At 55.1% G+C, this 16,480-nt stretch carries 13 protein-coding genes; 8 read left to right on the top strand and 5 right to left on the bottom strand.

The window, feature by feature from the left end:
* The first annotated feature begins 366 nt into the window (after positions 1-366).
* The 7 genes from hydE (at position 367) to hydG (ending at position 10,594) form a co-directional block, all read left to right on the top strand.
* A complete protein-coding gene (gene hydE / locus BN3277_RS00625) occupies positions 367-1,425 on the top strand; it encodes a [FeFe] hydrogenase H-cluster radical SAM maturase HydE (protein ID WP_059040393.1) in 1,059 nt (352 codons plus the stop codon).
* A gap of 101 nt (positions 1,426-1,526) precedes the next feature.
* Positions 1,527-2,519, top strand: a complete 993-nt coding sequence (locus BN3277_RS00620) for a 2-oxoacid:acceptor oxidoreductase family protein (protein WP_059040392.1) — start codon at positions 1,527-1,529, stop codon at positions 2,517-2,519.
* Between the two features lie 57 nt (positions 2,520-2,576).
* Entirely contained in the window at positions 2,577-4,868 is a 2,292-nt protein-coding gene (locus BN3277_RS00615; protein ID WP_059040391.1) for a thiamine pyrophosphate-dependent enzyme, read from the top strand.
* Between the two features lie 37 nt (positions 4,869-4,905).
* A complete protein-coding gene (nuoE, locus tag BN3277_RS00610; RefSeq protein WP_059040390.1) occupies positions 4,906-5,409 on the top strand; it encodes an NADH-quinone oxidoreductase subunit NuoE in 504 nt (167 codons plus the stop codon).
* A gap of 16 nt (positions 5,410-5,425) precedes the next feature.
* Positions 5,426-7,312, top strand: a complete 1,887-nt coding sequence (nuoF, locus tag BN3277_RS00605; protein WP_198342942.1) for an NADH-quinone oxidoreductase subunit NuoF — start codon at positions 5,426-5,428, stop codon at positions 7,310-7,312.
* An 18-nt stretch (positions 7,313-7,330) separates the two neighbouring features.
* Positions 7,331-9,067 carry an NADH-dependent [FeFe] hydrogenase, group A6 gene (locus BN3277_RS00600; RefSeq protein WP_059040389.1) on the top strand — a complete coding sequence of 579 codons (1,737 nt, stop codon included), beginning with the start codon at positions 7,331-7,333 and terminating at the stop codon, positions 9,065-9,067.
* Between the two features lie 90 nt (positions 9,068-9,157).
* Positions 9,158-10,594, top strand: a complete 1,437-nt coding sequence (hydG, locus tag BN3277_RS00595; protein WP_059040388.1) for a [FeFe] hydrogenase H-cluster radical SAM maturase HydG — start codon at positions 9,158-9,160, stop codon at positions 10,592-10,594.
* Positions 10,595-10,670: 76 nt separating this feature from the next.
* On the opposite strand, the gene BN3277_RS00590 is transcribed toward hydG, so the two are convergent.
* Positions 10,671-11,540 (bottom strand): IS3 family transposase, encoded by an 870-nt coding sequence (locus BN3277_RS00590; RefSeq protein WP_222860907.1) that lies wholly within the window; start codon positions 11,538-11,540, stop codon positions 10,671-10,673.
* Positions 11,537-11,848: a transposase gene (locus BN3277_RS26355; RefSeq protein ID WP_059040387.1), complete on the bottom strand. Its 312-nt coding sequence runs from the start codon at positions 11,846-11,848 to the stop codon at positions 11,537-11,539. The genes BN3277_RS00590 and BN3277_RS26355 overlap by 4 nt, the downstream gene beginning before the upstream one ends.
* A 476-nt stretch (positions 11,849-12,324) precedes the next feature.
* Here BN3277_RS26355 and BN3277_RS00580 point away from each other — a divergent pair, with 476 nt between their 5' ends.
* Positions 12,325-12,765, top strand: coding sequence for a hypothetical protein (locus tag BN3277_RS00580; protein ID WP_059040386.1), 441 nt, complete (start codon positions 12,325-12,327; stop codon positions 12,763-12,765).
* 183 nt (positions 12,766-12,948) lie between these two features.
* Here the strand turns inward: BN3277_RS00580 and BN3277_RS00575 are convergent, their stop codons facing one another.
* The 3 genes from BN3277_RS00575 to BN3277_RS00565 form a co-directional block, all read right to left on the bottom strand.
* Complete coding sequence (locus BN3277_RS00575) at positions 12,949-13,401, bottom strand: hypothetical protein (RefSeq protein ID WP_059040385.1); 453 nt, start codon at positions 13,399-13,401, stop codon at positions 12,949-12,951.
* A 273-nt stretch (positions 13,402-13,674) separates the two neighbouring features.
* Positions 13,675-14,916, bottom strand: a complete 1,242-nt coding sequence (hydF, locus tag BN3277_RS00570; protein ID WP_059040384.1) for a [FeFe] hydrogenase H-cluster maturation GTPase HydF — start codon at positions 14,914-14,916, stop codon at positions 13,675-13,677.
* Between the two features lie 15 nt (positions 14,917-14,931).
* A complete protein-coding gene (locus tag BN3277_RS00565) occupies positions 14,932-16,365 on the bottom strand; it encodes an aspartate ammonia-lyase (protein ID WP_059040383.1) in 1,434 nt (477 codons plus the stop codon).
* Between the last annotated feature and the right edge of the window lie 115 nt (positions 16,366-16,480).

Here is a 16,480-nt window from a genome sequence, read left to right as displayed (position 1 = left end):
CGAAATCACACCTAACGATCAAGCCTTATTCCAACCAACGATCGAACAATCAAACGAAGCAGCAATCCATCAAACACACGATTAAGCTAACATCGCAACCGATCATCAAGCCAAACACATCAAGCAAACACATCAAGCCAAGATCGTACCATCCATCGAAGCAACAAACCCACCAACTCAACAGCAGCGGATCCTTACGTCGCTCAGACCGCAGCACTATTCAGAAACCGGGGTGATATTATTAGCGAACTTTATTAAAACGCCTATAAAGTGAAAATATTCACAATTACTTCATTCATCATTTTCCACGTCAGCCATAGGGTATACCAAGGTCCAAATCCAGTTTATCCAAAGGATGATTGCCTGATGAAACAACTCGTGCACAAGCTCTATGCGCGGGGAGAGCTCTCCAAGGAGGAGCTCGTCGATTTGCTGGGGCATATGGATGTCGAAACGCGCGGGGAACTCTTCCGATTAGCCCGTCTGAGACGGGAACAGGCTTATGGGGACAAGGTGTATATGCGCGGTTTGATCGAATTTTCCAGCTACTGCCGGCGGAACTGCTTGTACTGCGGTCTGCGGGCCGGGAATCGCGAGGCGGAACGCTATCGGCTCAGCCCGGAGGAGATTCTCGAATGCTGCCGGGAAGGATACGGGCTGGGCTTCCGCACATTTGTGCTCCAAAGCGGGGAGGATCCCTGGTATACGGCCGATCTGCTGGCTGCCTTGATCCGGAATATCAAAGCGGAATTTCCGGATGCGGCGATCACCTTATCCATCGGTGAACGGGAGGAGGAAACCTACCGATTGCTGTATGAAGCGGGGGCGGATCGCTTTTTGATGCGTCATGAAACCGCTTCCCGGGGGTTGTATCAAGCGCTGCATCCTTCCATGTCTTATGAACACCGCCGCCAGTGTCTGGAGACGTTGCAGTCGATCGGCTATCAAATTGGTGCAGGCTTTATGGTCGGATTGCCCGGCCAGACTACGGAGGATTTAGCTGAAGATTTGATCTATCTCCATACGCTCAACCCGGACATGATCGGCATCGGCCCGTTTATCCCCCATGACAAGACTCCGCTGCGCGATGCGAAGGCCGGATCGCTGGAGGATACGCTGGTTATGGTTGCCCTAGCCCGCCTGTTCCTGCCCGAAGCCTTAATTCCCGCGACAACCGCGTTAGGTTCGTTACACCCGGAAGGCAGGGAGTTGGCGCTAAAGGCCGGGGCCAATGTGGTCATGCCCAATCTGTCACCCGTTACCGTACGCAAGAAGTATGCGCTGTACAACAACAAAATTTGCACGGGGGATGAATCCGCCCAATGCAGGCACTGCCTGGAGCTCCGGATTGGAGTGGCGGGCTTTTCCGTAGATATGGGAAGGGGGGACAGCCTGAAGGCGACAGCAAGCCGCCGTCATGCTTAGTTAGAGTTGCACATGTAGTTCAAGTTGAAGAGATGAAACGTTATTCTTTTCGCTAATATTCGTGAAATATTTCACAACAAAACGTAGAGGAGACATGGCGAATGAGCATATTGACCAAAACAAATGACCTTGGCTTTTTTGAAATTCGGCTGGAATCCATCGGCGGGCTCGGCGCCAACCTGGCCGGGAAGATGCTGGCGGAATCCGGGGTTCTTGGACTCGGCCTAAACGGAGCGAACTTTTCGTCCTATGGTTCGGAGAAGAAGGGATCCCCGGTGAAGAGCTTCGTCCGCTTCTGCGAGCCGGACGTGGAGATCCATGATCACAGCCCGATCGAGGAACCCCATGTGATCGGCGTGTTCCATGAAGCGCTGCACAAGACGGTGAATGTCCTAAGCGGATTAAAGCCCGACGGAATCGTGCTGGTGAACTCAACCCGCGATTTTGAGGAGATTCGACGCGACCTGAAGTTCCCTTACGGGACGCTGGCTGTTGTGGACGCGATGGGGATCGCTATCGACGAGCATACGAAGGTCAACACCTCGATGTTAGGGGCGTTGTTCCGGATCTGCGATTTTCTGGATCCAGATTCGATGCGTGAAGTGATTAAGCATACGTTCCAGAAAAAATACCCGCACTTGGTAGAGCCCAACTTGCGCACATTCGACCGGGGATATCATGAAGTGCGTTTCCAGACGATCCCGGCTCCCGAAGGGGTCCAAGGGATGCGTTTCGAACGGCCGCAGCCGCTGCTTGGCTATGCGACACAGGCACCGGGCGGCATTATCCGCGCGCAGGGGAACAGCCTGCTGAAGGATTTGAGCGGTTCCCGTCAGGGCTTTGTGCCGGAGCTGGATGCGGACAGCTGCATCCATTGTGCCAACTGTGATACGGTTTGCCCCGATCTGTGCTTCGTATGGGAATCCGGGGAGGACAAGAAAGGGCGCGCTCAAATGTATCTTAGCGGAATCGATTATCAGTATTGCAAAGGTTGTTTGAAATGCGTGGAAATTTGCCCAACAGGAGCGCTTAGCATGCGGCGGGAGGAACCCGGGTATGCCGACAGCCACCGCGTCGCCCACGTCTTTCAGTAGAGGTTTTATTCCAAGGGGTTTTGAACTCGCAGAAGAGCCTAAAGGAGGACTTTATCGATGTCTATAACCGAAGAGAAAATGACGAAAATGACGCTGGCGGAACAAACCACGGCCTTCGAGTCGGGCAATGAAGCGGCGGCCATGGCGGCGGCTCAGATCAATTACCATGTGATGGGGTATTTTCCGATCACGCCGTCCACAGAGATCGCGCAGATTCTGGACCAGAAAAAGGCGCAAGGCCTGCATGATATCCAGCTGATTGCGGCGGATGGGGAGCATGGCTCGGCGGGGATTTGCTACGGGGCGGCGCTCGCCGGGGCCCGGGTCGTCAATGCCACCAGCGCCAATGGGTTCATGTACATGATTGAACAGCTGCCGGTGCAGTCCGGGACGCGGTTCCCGATGGTGCTGAACCTGGTAACCCGCGCGATCAGCGGTCCGCTGGATATTCGCGGCGACCATTCCGACCTGTATTTTGCGCTGAACACCGGCTGGTTAATCCTCACGGCAAGCACACCGCAAGCGGCCTACGACATGAACATTATGGCGTTGAAATGGTCGGAGCATCCGGAGGTTCGGCTGCCTGTAATCGTTGCTTATGACGGGTTCTTCACGTCTCACCAGAAACGGAAGTTAAGTTATTTCAAGGACGCCAAGTCGGTCCAAGCGTTTGTGGGCGAAACGCCGCCGGTTGGGTTTGATGACGTAGCCGATCCGTCGCGGCCGATTTCGGTTGGCGCGCATATGAACGGCGACGACTTATTGAACAACCACTACCAGCTGCACCTGGCCCAGGAGCGGGCGGCTGAAGTGTATCAACAAATCGCCGCCGAATATAAGGCGATTTCGGGACGCGATTACCCGGTGCTCGAATTGTATCAGATGGAGGATGCGGAGGTCGCTTTATTTCTGCTGAACTCAGCGGCGGAAACGGCCAAGGCGATCGTTGACAAGCTGCGAGCCCAGGGGATGAAGGCGGGGCTCATTCGGCCGAACGTCATCCGGCCTTTCCCTGCGGAGGAGATCCGTACCGCGCTGCGGGGTGTCAAAGCGCTCCTGGTGGGAGAACGCGCCGATTCCTACGGAGGCAAAGGCGGCAATATGACGCATGAAATCCGCTCCGCGCTGAAGCTGGACCCGGCGAACGAAACGATCGTTTTGTCCCGCGTATTTGGCCTGGGTGGGAAGGACTTCTATCCGGATGAAGCGGAAGCCTTCTTTAACCTGGCTATTGAGGCGATGAACCAAGGCGAAGCTGCGGTGCCGTTCGATTATTTTGGGCAGGTGCCCGGCGATCCGGTGCACGAGCTCAGACCGATCTTGACGCCGCAGCATGGCGATGCCTTTAACAGCGGGCTGATCCAGGTGACGCCGGATGAGGCAACCGGCAAGCTGAAGGTGAAGCTGCCGCCGCTGCGCAACCTGACGGCGAAGCCGAAGCGGCTGGCGCCGGGCCATGGCGCTTGTCCGGGCTGCAGCGCGATTTCCTCTTTGGAGCTGTTTTACAAAGGGATTGAAGGCGATGTGGTTACGTTGTTCCAAACCGGCTGCTCGTACGTCGTTACGGCCGGATATCCCTATACCTCGCATAAGCAAACGTTCATCCATAACTTGTTCCAGAACGGGGCTGCAACCGTGGCCGGTGCTGTCGAGGCGTTCTGGGAGCGGAAGCGCCGCGGGGAGATCGAAGTATCGGATAACGTTACCTTTATCATGGTGACCGGTGACGGCGGAATGGACATTGGGATGGGCCCGGCGATTGGCTCGGCGCTGCGGAACCACAAGATGATTATTTTGGAATACGACAACGAAGGATACATGAACACCGGCTCGCAGCTCTCCTACTCCACGCCGCTGGGGCATCAGACCAGTACATCCGGCGTAGGCAAGGCGCAGAAAGGGAAAGCGTTCCACCACAAGGATACTCCGCAGATCATGGCGGCGACGAATATCCCGTACGTGTTTACCGGGGCGGAGGCTTTCCCGCAGGACCTGATTACGAAGGCGGCCAAGGCGCGGTGGTACGCGCAAAATGAAGGCCTGGTTTACGGGAAAGTGCTGAGCACCTGTCCGCTGAACTGGCGGTCTGAGGATCAACTCGGCACGAAAATCCTGCAAACGGCGGTAGAGTCCTGCTTCTTCCCGTTATACGAAATCGAGCATGGCGTCACGAACATCACCTACAATCCGGAGGCGAAAAACAAGCGGATCTCGCCGCAGGAATGGCTGAAGCTGATGGGCAAAACGAAGCACATGCTGCAGGACCAGGAGCTGCTTGATGCCTTCGAGGAAGAGGTCAACCGGCGCTGGGAACGGCTCAAGCTGAAGCACGAAAGTCCGTTGCTCTAAGGCGAGCAGCCGGACGATGAAGGGAGAGGAAGCGAACATGGAAGAGACTTTTCATTGTGCGAAGGACGAGGAGCGGCTGCAGCGGGTGGGGGAAATCATCGATCAGTTCCGCCTGCTGCCGGGCGCGCTGATCCCGGTGCTTCACGAAATTCAGGATTTGTACGGCTATCTGCCGGAGGAAGCGCTACAGGTCGTTTCGAGGGAACTGGGGTTGTCGATGGCTGAAATCTATGGAGTTGCGACGTTTTACTCGTTTTTCTCGCTAGAGCCAAAAGGAGAGCATGTCATCCGCGTCTGCATGGGAACGGCTTGTTATATTAAGGGCGCGCAAGGGGTGCTGGATCGCCTGAGCCAGGAACTGAACGTTCCGGTGCAGGGGACAACGGCTGACGGGAAATTCACGCTGGATGCCACCCGCTGTCTGGGGGCTTGCGGTTTAGCGCCGGTCATGACCATCGGGGAAAAAGTGCATGGCCGGCTGACGCCAAACGAGATACCGAAAATTCTGAAGCAGATGCGCACGCCTGCCGGGACGCATTAGAAGGGATGGTGGAACGATGAAAACGTTGTTGGATCTCGAGGGCATTCGAACGGCGCAGCTTAGCCGGCTGGTCCGCCGAAAGCTGGGCAAGGTCGGGGCTGATGAAGGAAGCGTCGCCGCGCGTTCCGTAATGATTTGCGGCGGCACCGGCTGTACCTCCTCAGATTCGATGTTAATCGCGGAAGCCTTTGAGCAAGCGGTGGCCAGCCAAGGGATTCAGGACAAAGTCGAAGTGGTCCGGGCGGGCTGCTTTGGGCTGTGCGAGTTGGGGCCGGTCGTGATCATTTACCCGGAGGAGGTGTTTTATAACCGGGTGATGGTGAAGGACGTGGCGGAGATCGTCGACAAGCACCTGCTTCAGGGCAAAATCGTCGATCGCCTCGTTTACCAGCAGTCGCTGGAGAAGGACGGGCGGATCAAACCGCTGCATGAGGTCGACTTCTTCCGTAAGCAGCAACGGATCGCGCTGCGCAACTGCGGGACGATCGACCCGGAGGACATCGACGAATATATCGCTATGAACGGATATAAAGCGCTGCATAAGGTCTTGACGACCATGGAGCCGGCAGAGGTCGTGGCCGAGGTGAAGGAGGCGGGCTTGCGCGGGCGCGGCGGCGGCGGGTTTCCGACCGGAATCAAGTGGGAGACGGCAGCCAAGCAGCGAACGGGGCAAAAATATATGATTTGCAACGCCGACGAAGGCGACCCGGGCGCGTTTATGGACCGCTCGATTCTGGAGGGCGATCCGCATTCCGTGCTGGAAGGCATGGCGATCGCCGGCTACGCCATCGGGGCGAATCACGGCTTCATCTACGTACGGGCGGAATATCCGATCGCCGTGCGACGGGTGCAGGCGGCGATTAAGCAGGCCCGGGATTACGGGTTGCTGGGCGATGACTTGTTTGGGAGCGGGTTTTCTTTTGACATCAGCGTTCGTTTGGGAGCAGGGGCATTCGTCTGCGGAGAAGAAACGGCGCTCATGAACTCGGTGGAAGGCAAGCGGGGCATGCCCAACCCGAAACCGCCGTTCCCGGCTGTCAGCGGGTTATGGGGCCAGCCGACGGTGATCAACAATGTGGAAACGCTGGCGAACGTACCGATTATTTTGCTGGAGGGCGCTTCGTGGTATGCCGGAATCGGGACGGAAAAGAGCAAGGGCACCAAGGTGTTTGCCTTGGGCGGCAAGGTGGTGAACACCGGGCTGGTGGAAGTGCCGATGGGGATTACGTTGCGCGATGTCATTTACGAAATTGGCGGCGGGATTCCCGGCGGCAAAGCGTTTAAGGCGGTGCAGACCGGGGGGCCTTCCGGCGGCTGCTTAACGAGCGAGCATCTCGACCGTCCGATCGATTACGATACGCTGCTTAGCTTGGGTTCGATGATGGGCTCGGGCGGCATGCTTGTGATGGACGAAGAGACATGTATGGTTGACGTCGCCCGATATTACCTCGACTTCACGCGCGACGAATCGTGCGGGAAATGCGCGCCGTGCCGAATCGGCACCAAACGCCTGCTGGAGATTTTGGAGAAAATCACGGAAGGCAAAGGAACGATGGAGGACCTGGATGCGCTGGAGGAGCTATCCGAGCAAATCAAGGCGGCTTCGCTTTGCGGGCTTGGCCAAACGGCGCCTAATCCGGTGCTGTCCACGCTGAAATATTTTCGCGAGGAGTATATCGCCCATGTGGTCGACAAGAAATGTCCGTCCGGCGTTTGCCGCTCGCTGATTACGTACACGATTGACGAGGAGAAATGCCGCGGATGCACGCTTTGTGCCCGGAAATGTCCGGCGGAAGCGATCTCGGGCGAGATGAAAGAGCCGCATGTGATCGATCCGCAGCTGTGTATCAAATGCGGGATTTGCTTCGACAGCTGCAAATTTGAAGCGATCTATAAGAGTTAAAGGGGGGAGAGTTCGAGGATGGATACGGTGAAATTATGGATTGACGAAATGGAAACGGAGGTGCCGAAGGGAACAACGGTGCTTCAGGCAGCCCGCGGACTAGGCATTCACATTCCTACACTTTGTCATCTGCAGGGCATGAACCACCCGTCCAGCTGCCGCGTCTGCTTGGTGGAATCGGGCCCCCGCCTAATCGCTTCGTGCACGCTGGTGGCCGAGGAAGGCATGCGGATCCGGACCAATACACTGCAGGTGCGAAAAGCTCGCAAAACGACGGTTGAACTGATTCTGTCAGATCATAATCGGGAATGTCTCACCTGCCTGCGCAGCGGAACCTGCGAGCTGCAGGAGGTGGCGAATCAGATTGGGGTGCGCGATGTGCGATATGCGGGAGGCAAAGCGCGGTCGACGGTTGATCTCTCGTCGCCGTCGATCGTGCGCGACACTTCCAAATGCCTGCTGTGCGGTCGGTGTGTCGCCGTTTGCAGCGAGGTGCAGACTGTGGGAGCCATCGGGTTCATGAACCGCGGGTTCGACACCGTGATCGGGCCGGCCCTGGGGCGGCCGATTGGCGAGTCAGTCTGCGTGAACTGCGGCCAATGTATTATGGCTTGTCCGGTTGGCGCGCTGCAGGAGCGGGAAAATATCAACGACGTGTGGCAGGCGATCGCTGATCCGCATAAATTCGTCGTTGTGCAAACGGCGCCAGCGGTGCGAGTTGCCTTGGGAGAGGAGTTTGGGATGCCAATCGGCACGCGGGTGACGGGCAAGATGGTTGCCGCGTTGCGGCGGCTTGGCTTCAACAAGGTGTTTGATACCGACTTTGCTGCCGACTTAACGATTATGGAGGAGGGCACCGAGCTGGTGCATCGTTTGGCCACCGGGGAGAACCTGCCGCTGATGACGTCCTGTTGTCCGGGCTGGGTGAAGTTTGTGGAGCATTACTTCCCGGATATGCTGGAGAATCTGTCCAGCTGCAAATCGCCGCATGAGATGGAAGGGGCGATGATCAAGAGCTATTTCGCCCAAACGATGGGGATCGATCCGGGGAATATCGTCGTGGTGTCGATCATGCCGTGTACGGCGAAGAAATTCGAGGGGCAGCGCGAGGAGCTGGCCAATGAATCGTTACAGGACATCGATTACGTGCTGACCACCCGGGAGCTTGCGCGGATGATCAAGGAAGCGGGCATTGACTTCGCCGGCTTGCGCGGCGAGACGTTCGACAACCCGTTTGGCGAAGCCTCGGGGGCCGGCGTGATCTTCGGTGCGACGGGCGGGGTGGCCGAAGCGGCGCTTCGCACTGTGTTCGAGCTGGTCGCCGGCGAAGAGCTGGAGACGGTAGAATATACCGCGGTGCGCGGGATGGATGGCATAAAGGAGACGACGGTGGAGCTGCCGGACGGGCGGGTGATCCGCACGGCGGTGGTTCACGGGCTCGGCAACGCCCGCAAGCTAATGTCGATGATCCAATCCGGTCAGCGCCGTTACGAATTTATCGAAGTGATGGCTTGTCCGGGCGGTTGTATCTGCGGCGGCGGGCAGCCGCTCGTCAGTGCGAGCCTGCGGGATACCGTCGACGTGAAGGCCACCCGGGCCAAGGCCATTTACGACGAGGACGAAGCGTCAACGGTTCGCAAATCCCATAAGAACCCGTATATCCAGCAGATTTACCGCGAGTTTTTGGAGGAGCCGAACAGCCATAAGAGTCATAAGTATTTGCATACGCACTACTTGGTTCGCTCCCGTTATTAGCTGTGCGCTGTTACGTATGTTGTTGCTTTTGTCCGTACAGTCTCGAAGGGGTTCAAAGGTGATAATGGCATCATACAGGGAGGGATGGGGATGAGCAGGTCAGATCAAAGGGAGGCGGCGGACTTCATCCGGGATGAGACCATCGTGTCCGCGCTCGCTTACGGGTCGCAGCTGGCCCGCGATCGCAGGAAGGTGCTGGCGATTCTGGAGCGTGCCCGGACGGCCAAAGGCATCAGTGCGGCGGAAGCCGCCGTCCTGTTAAACGTGGAGGACGATGTGTTGCTGGAGGAGATCTACCATGCGGCACGCGAGGTGAAGGAACGCATTTACGGGAATCGGATCGTCTTGTTTGCTCCTTTATACGTCAGCAACTACTGCGTTAATAACTGTGAGTATTGCGGCTATAAGCAGTCGAATGAGAGCATGGTTCGGCGGCGGTTGAACCGGGAGGAGTTGATCCGGGAAGTCGAAGTGCTGCAGCAAATGGGGCATAAGCGGCTGGCGCTGGAGGCCGGAGAAGATCCGGAGTATTGCCCGATTGACTACATTTTGGAATGTATCGAAACGATCTACTCCGTGAAGGTCGACAATGGAAGTATCCGCCGAATTAACGTGAATATCGCCGCGACGACGGTGGAGGATTACCGCAAGCTGGCGAACGTTGGAATCGGCACATATATCTTGTTCCAAGAGACGTACCACCGACCGACTTACAGCCGTATGCACCAAAAAGGGCCCAAACGCGATTACGACTGGCACACGACAGCGATGGACCGCGCGATGCGGGCTGGCATCGACGATGTTGGCGTTGGGGTCTTGTACGGGCTGTATGATCACAAATACGAGACGATCGCCATGTTGATGCATGCTGAGCATCTGGAAGCCACGTTTGGCTGCGGGCCTCATACGGTTTCCGTTCCCCGCCTGCGGGCGGCGGACGGTGTGGATCTGAACAGCTTCCCGTATCTCGTGAACGATCATGAGTTCAAGAAGATCGTGGCTGTGTTGCGGCTCGCAGTGCCTTATGCCGGCATGATCCTGTCCACCCGCGAAGACTCGGAATTCCGCGATGAGGTCATCAAGCTGGGGATCTCCCAGATCAGCGCAGGCTCGTGCACCGGTGTCGGTGGGTACACGAACACGTACGGAGGGGAGGGCAGAGGGAGCGCAAGCAGCGATACCGCGCAATTCGAGGTGGGCGATCACCGCTCGCCGCTGGAGATGATCAAGTCGCTGTGCCGGGACGGTTATATTCCAAGCTATTGCACCGCTTGTTATCGGGAGGGGCGGACGGGCGACCGTTTTATGCGCCTGGCTAAGTCGGGCCAGATCCACAACGTCTGCCATCCAAACGCCTTGCTCACCCTGCAGGAGTATTTGCTGGACTACGGGGATGACGAAGCCCGGGAAATGGGGGCGTCGCTGATCAAAAACAACCTCCGCCGTATCCCCAAAGCCTCCGCGCGCGAAGTGACGATCGACCGCCTTCAGCGGATCCAGAACGGCGAGCGGGACTTGCGGTTCTAGGTAATAGAAATCGAAAACCTTCAATGTCACCCTAGCGGTTGGTCATACCCCTGTCAAGTAGACAGATAAAAAAAAGTTAAGCAGCCAGCGCGTGCCGAAACTCAATCGGCGCGCGCTGTTTGAGTTTCGCCTGAAAACGTTGGTAGTTATAAAAGTAGATGTATTCCTCGACGGCTTGATGAATCTCCACTTCTGACTTATATTGTTGAAGGTACAACTTTTCTGTCTTCAGATGCGAAAAGAAGGATTCGATACAGGCGTTATCCAGGCAGGTTGCTTTGCGAGAGTGGCTGCCTTTAACGCTGAATGCCTCTAATCGTGTGTTGTACGCCTGGGACGTGTATTGGAAGCCTTGGTCCGAATGGAGCACGGCTTCGGACACGTCTCTTTTTCGTGTCCATTGCTCAATCGTATTAAGCACCAACTTTACATCATTGCGCTTTGACATTTGCCAAGCCACAATCTCATTGTTGAAGAGATCCTGGATGACGGACAGGTAATAAAAGTCGGTTCCATCCGAGAGATACGTAATATCGGTCACAAGTTTCTGCTGAGGAGCTGTCGCATGAAACTGGCGCTTTAATCGGTTAGGATAAACCACGGAAGGAGCATAGTTGGAGCGATTCCTTTTCTTTCGAATGACCGACTGGATCGACAGCTCTTTCATGAGCCGCCATACTTTCTTATGGTTGACGAGGTAGCCTGCCTCCCACAAGGCTGTCTGCATTCGAGGATACCCAAAATAGGGATGGGCTAGGTGAATGGCCACCATATGCTCTTTTATTGCGTGCTCCTGTGCATGAGCTTCCGTCCGCTGAGAACGTGTACCCCGCCACTTGTAGTAGTTCGCCCGAGGCAGACCGGCAATGGCTAATAAACGGGTAACGCCGTGCAGGTCACGTAGCTCTTCGATTATGGTGTATTTATCTTCAAGTCTAAGCTTCACTCCGTTAGCAGATTTGGATACCGCTTTTTTAAGTAATCCACCTGTGCCTTCAAGTAATCCCGTTCTTCTTCAACACTGGCAAACGTGGTACGAGGACGCCCTTTCATAGGGTTTGTTGCGTCCTTACGTGTATCGAGGGGCTCCCCCTTTCGATGTTTCTGTACCCATACTTTAAGTTGGGTACAGTTTGTAATTCCCAACCTCTCTGCAATGACCTTGTAACTTTCCACTCCAGTGAGATAGGTTTGAACAGCCTCTATTTTGAATTCCTCTGTGTACGATTTAAAAACCTGCTCCTTTTTCGCCATACAAAAATCCCCTCCAAGTTCACTCATTTCCTCATGTTAACACATGAGGTTTTTTACGAGTGTCTACTTGTAGGGGATAATACCAGGTTGACGTTGAAGGTTTTTGCGTTGGTGAGGCGTTTTTTTGTTCCACTACTTCCTAAAAATCTGCTATGTCTATGCGATAATAGGGATTTTAATATAGAGGTTGTACTATCTCGCGGATGCATTGTATCGATGGAGAGATACGACTTTTTTGGATGAGATTTGTATTAACGAGACATACAGCAGTCTGAGATGGTTGTAGTATGTGTAAAATATAGATTCTAGTTTTAGTAGTACTACATTCAGCAAGAAAAAAGATTGGAAACAATAACAAAAAGTCCAATCCTTTCTTTCATAATTTCATATTTTGGGAGATATAAGGGAAAATTCCCTTAAAGTTGAGCAGTAAAGGCGCCAGCTCTCGACAAATCAAAAAAGGAGATGTTTTATTTATGGCATTTACAAAGGAGTATGCAAGGAAAATAATTTTAAGTTTGGACGGAGTAAGAAAAACTGAACGAGCGCAAAGAACAATCTATGACAAAGCTTTTGATAAACCTACGAATGTTACTGATCTGACGGACGGATTATCAAACGTTGCCGGTATATTAGGTCTTATTTTTCTAACATCTACAGCTACTGGTGTTGCAACAGGTGTATTTTCTATTGTTGCAATGCTTGCTCCGTCGGAAAAGGATGACCTTCAGGATATGGTTTATGAAGGATATTGGAATTTAGGATATTTGGAAGATTTTCTGGATGATCATCCAGAATATGATTTAATTGAGGTGAATTTTCCCTTCATCGAATATGAAACACAAGGAGTTCGGTTTATCACAGGTAAAGGTGCAGTAACACGGGTTCATTCAGGAAGTGGCTGGATCCTTTTGTAACGGGTTAAATTAAGAAGCGGCTGTTCCAAAAGGTAGTTAAACTGGAGCTACTTAAGGGATAGATTTTCGGTAAAAATACCCAAATTTTGAAGAATAGACGGCCAGGAAGATCATACCTGGCCGTCTATTCTTGCTTGTTGGCAATAACGAAATGAAAAAAGAGGGGTGCCCTTTCTACTTTAACTATTTATTGAACAAGCTAGGAATTACACTAGGATCATCAATCTTATTCGTTATTTCATAAGATGAGATGCCTCGTAAAGTGGCATTATAATCATAAACACTTAAATAATTGTTATCGTACAGTGTTATTCCAAACCTTCTTTTCTCATCTGTCCGTATAATTATTCGATACTGCTCCGTATAATCAACACTTGGTCTGGATTTTTTTTCTTTTAGTTTCATCTGAGAGAAATAATGAACCACTTTCTTTATTCCGTTGGGGTCAGTAATTGATATTTCTTCTTCTCTGTTATCATCAAGTGTCCTTAAGAGGGTAATAGAACTGATTTCATTTCCATTTAGACGTTCCAGAACAATCTTGTCAAAGGTAGTACTTTTTGAAACCTCAAAGATAATTACACCGGCAATAACAATTAGAACAATAACGGCAAGAGCATAGATCCTACGCTTCATTAAAACCAATCCCCTTTTACCTTTTTGATACTTTCGACACAGAAAAAAACAAACAACAAATATTGAATCAACTTAGTAAATATTCGCTTCGTCCAATGTTTACCACAAATTCAATGTGATATATATTTTACCTTAATTTATTAATGTCCTCAATAGAACTGAATGATTTGACGAGACGGATGAGTTAGGAAAAATTGAATTAAATATAATAAAACGACGGTCAGGGAAAACATCCAGTTTCCTTAACCGTCTTAACTATGCGTTAATGTTCACTCAGTTTCGTTCCCACGCCATCATGGCGGAGGGGAAAAGCTCGATGGCCCGGGGGAACACGCCGTGAAGGTAGGCGATCAGCACGCCGTAGTTGACGATCGGAACGCCGGCCGCTTGGGCTTCGCCGAGGCGATGCAGCATGGCGCGGCGGTTGAGCATGCAGGCGCCGCAATGCACGATCATTGCGTAGCGGGCCAGGTCCGGCGGGTAAGAGTAGCCGGAGACATGCTCGATGTGCAGCTGCTTGCCTGTGGCCTGGCGTAACCAGCGTGGGATTTTGACGGTGCCGATGTCGTCGGACTGCTGATGGTGCGTACAGGCCTCCGCGATCAGGACACGATCCCCGTCCTTGAGCCGATCAATGGCCCGTGCGCCCCGGACCAGCTCATTTAAGTCGCCTTTATGCCGGGCGAACAGGATGGAGAACGAGGTCAGGGGCACGTCCCTCGGCGTGTCGGCGGCAACCTTGAGGAAGACCTGCGAGTCAGTGACGATGAGCCGCGGCCTCGTTCCGAGCCGCTCCAACGTCGCCCTGAGCTCGTGCTCCTTCGTCACGACGGCGATGGCGTCGCTCTCGAGCAGGTCGCGGATCGTCTGCTGCTGCGGCAGAATCAGCCGGCCCTTAGGCGCGGCTTTGTCAATCGGCACGACCAGCACGACGAGATCGCCCGGCGCGACAAGGTCGCCGACGAGCCGGAAGCGCTCCTCCTCGTGCGGAAGGGCCGCCACGATCGCCCGCTTCAGCTCGGGGATACCGCGGCCGTCCAGGGCGCTGAACGCCACGCATTCCGGCAGGCCCAGCTGCGCCATCGTATCAACAAGCGCAGCCCCCGCGTCTGCATCCAAGAGCGCATCGACCTTGTTCAGCACGCCCACAACCGGGATGTTCCGCTGCTTCAACTCGGCCAGCAGCTCCCGGTAAAAGTCGTCGGGCCCCGTCATAGCGTCGATCACCAACAAGGCTAGGTCGGTACGGTGGATCAGCTCCCGCGTTTTTTGCTTCCGCAGTTCGCCCAGCGTTCCTTCGTCGTCCAGACCCGCGGTGTCGATCAGCACCACCGGCCCCAAAGGTAGCAGCTCCATCGCTTTGTACACTGGATCGGTGGTCGTCCCCCGCACCGGCGAGACCACGGCAATCTCCTGCCCGGTCAAAGCGTTGACCACGCTCGATTTCCCCACATTCGTCCGGCCGAAAACGGCGATATGCGTCCGCTCTCCGCGCGGCGTTGCGTTTAGGCTCATCTCGCGTTCCCCCTTCTATTCGCCGGGGATGCCCGGCTTCGTCACTTGCAGCGGATTCAGGATGGCGGCGGCGCGCTCGGCGGTGAGCCAGCCGCCGTCGACGGCGACATGCTCCACCGACAGCCCTTCGCGCCGGGCGGTCCCGGCAATCTCGGCGGCCGCCTCGTAGCCGAGATGCGGAACCAGCGCGGTGGCCAGCACGGTGGAGCGCCGCAGATGCTCGCGACAAGCCGTCTCGTTGACGGCGATGCCGCGAATGCAGCGTTGCTCGAACAGCGGAACGGCCCGCCCCAGGATCTCAAGCGATTCCAGCAGGGAATCGGCGATCAGCGGGCCAAACGCGTTCAGTTCGAGCTGGCCGCCGGCGGCGGCCCAAGTGATCGCGGCGTCGTTCGCGATCACCCGCATGGCCGTCTGGCCGGCCATTTCCGCCATGACCGGGTTCACTTTACCCGGCATGATCGACGAGCCGGCCTGGACGGCGGGCAACGTGTATTCGCCGATGCCCCCGGCGGGGCCGGACGCCAGCAACCGCAGGTCGCCGGCGATCTTCAACAGCGTCACGGCTGCCGCTTTCAGCAGCCCGGAGACTTCGACGAAGACGTCCATGTTCTGCGTCCCGTCCATTGGAAATTCGCTGCGCGCCAGGCCGAGCCCGGTCAACTCCTGCAGCGTGTCGGTCACCTGGAAGACGTAGGCTTTGGGCGCGTCCAACCCGGTGCCGATCGCCGTGCCGCCGAGATGAATCTCGCGCAGCCGCTCCTCGGCTTTGTACAACCGCCAACGGTCGCGGGCGACCGCTTTGGCGTAAGCGCCAAACCCCTGCCCGGCCATCATCGGCAGGGCATCCATCAGCTGCGTGCGCCCCAACTTCATCAAGTCAGCGAATTCCTGCTCCTTCTCCTGCAGCGCCTCCTGCAGGGAAGCATACGCTTCGCTGAGTGGTCGCAGCAGCCGGATCGCCGCAATCCGCAGCGCAGTGGGGTACACGTCGTTGGTCGATTGACAGCGGTTGACGTGGTCTAGGGGATGGACGAGCTGATAGTCTCCCTTGGACCCGCCAAGCCGTTCGATCGCTAAGTTGGCGACCACCTCGTTGACGTTCATATGAGTGGAAGTCCCCGCACCTCCCTGCAAGGCATCGACGACAAACTGATCCGCCAAGGCGCCGCTGATAATCTCGTCGCATGCCCACCCAATCGCCCCTGCCACCCCTGCCGGGATCAGGCCCAACTTGCCGTTGACCCGCGCAGCGGCTTTCTTGACTACGGCGATCGCTTCGATCAGCCGGGGATGAGTCGGACGCCCACTGACCGGAAAATTCTCCATCGCCCGCGCCGTATGAATGCCGTAGTAGACCTCTGCCGGGAGATCCTTGCTCCCTAGCGTATCGGTCTCTCGGCGGAATTTTTCATGCGAATCGGGACCTCTCGAAAATGCAGGACTCATACTAATTCGCCTCCAACTACGAATGTAAATCTCTTCCACTTCATCGTAGTTGAAAGCGGTTTCTAAGGACAGTAAAGAAGATCACGTTAAAGGCCGAAAGGAACTTGTTCTAAAG

The sequence above is a fragment of the Paenibacillus rubinfantis genome, from assembly GCF_001486505.1.
GTDB lineage: Bacteria > Bacillota > Bacilli > Paenibacillales > Paenibacillaceae > Fontibacillus > Fontibacillus rubinfantis.
Note: the sequence above shows the minus strand (reverse complement) of the source record. Positions and strands in the feature narration are given on the sequence as shown.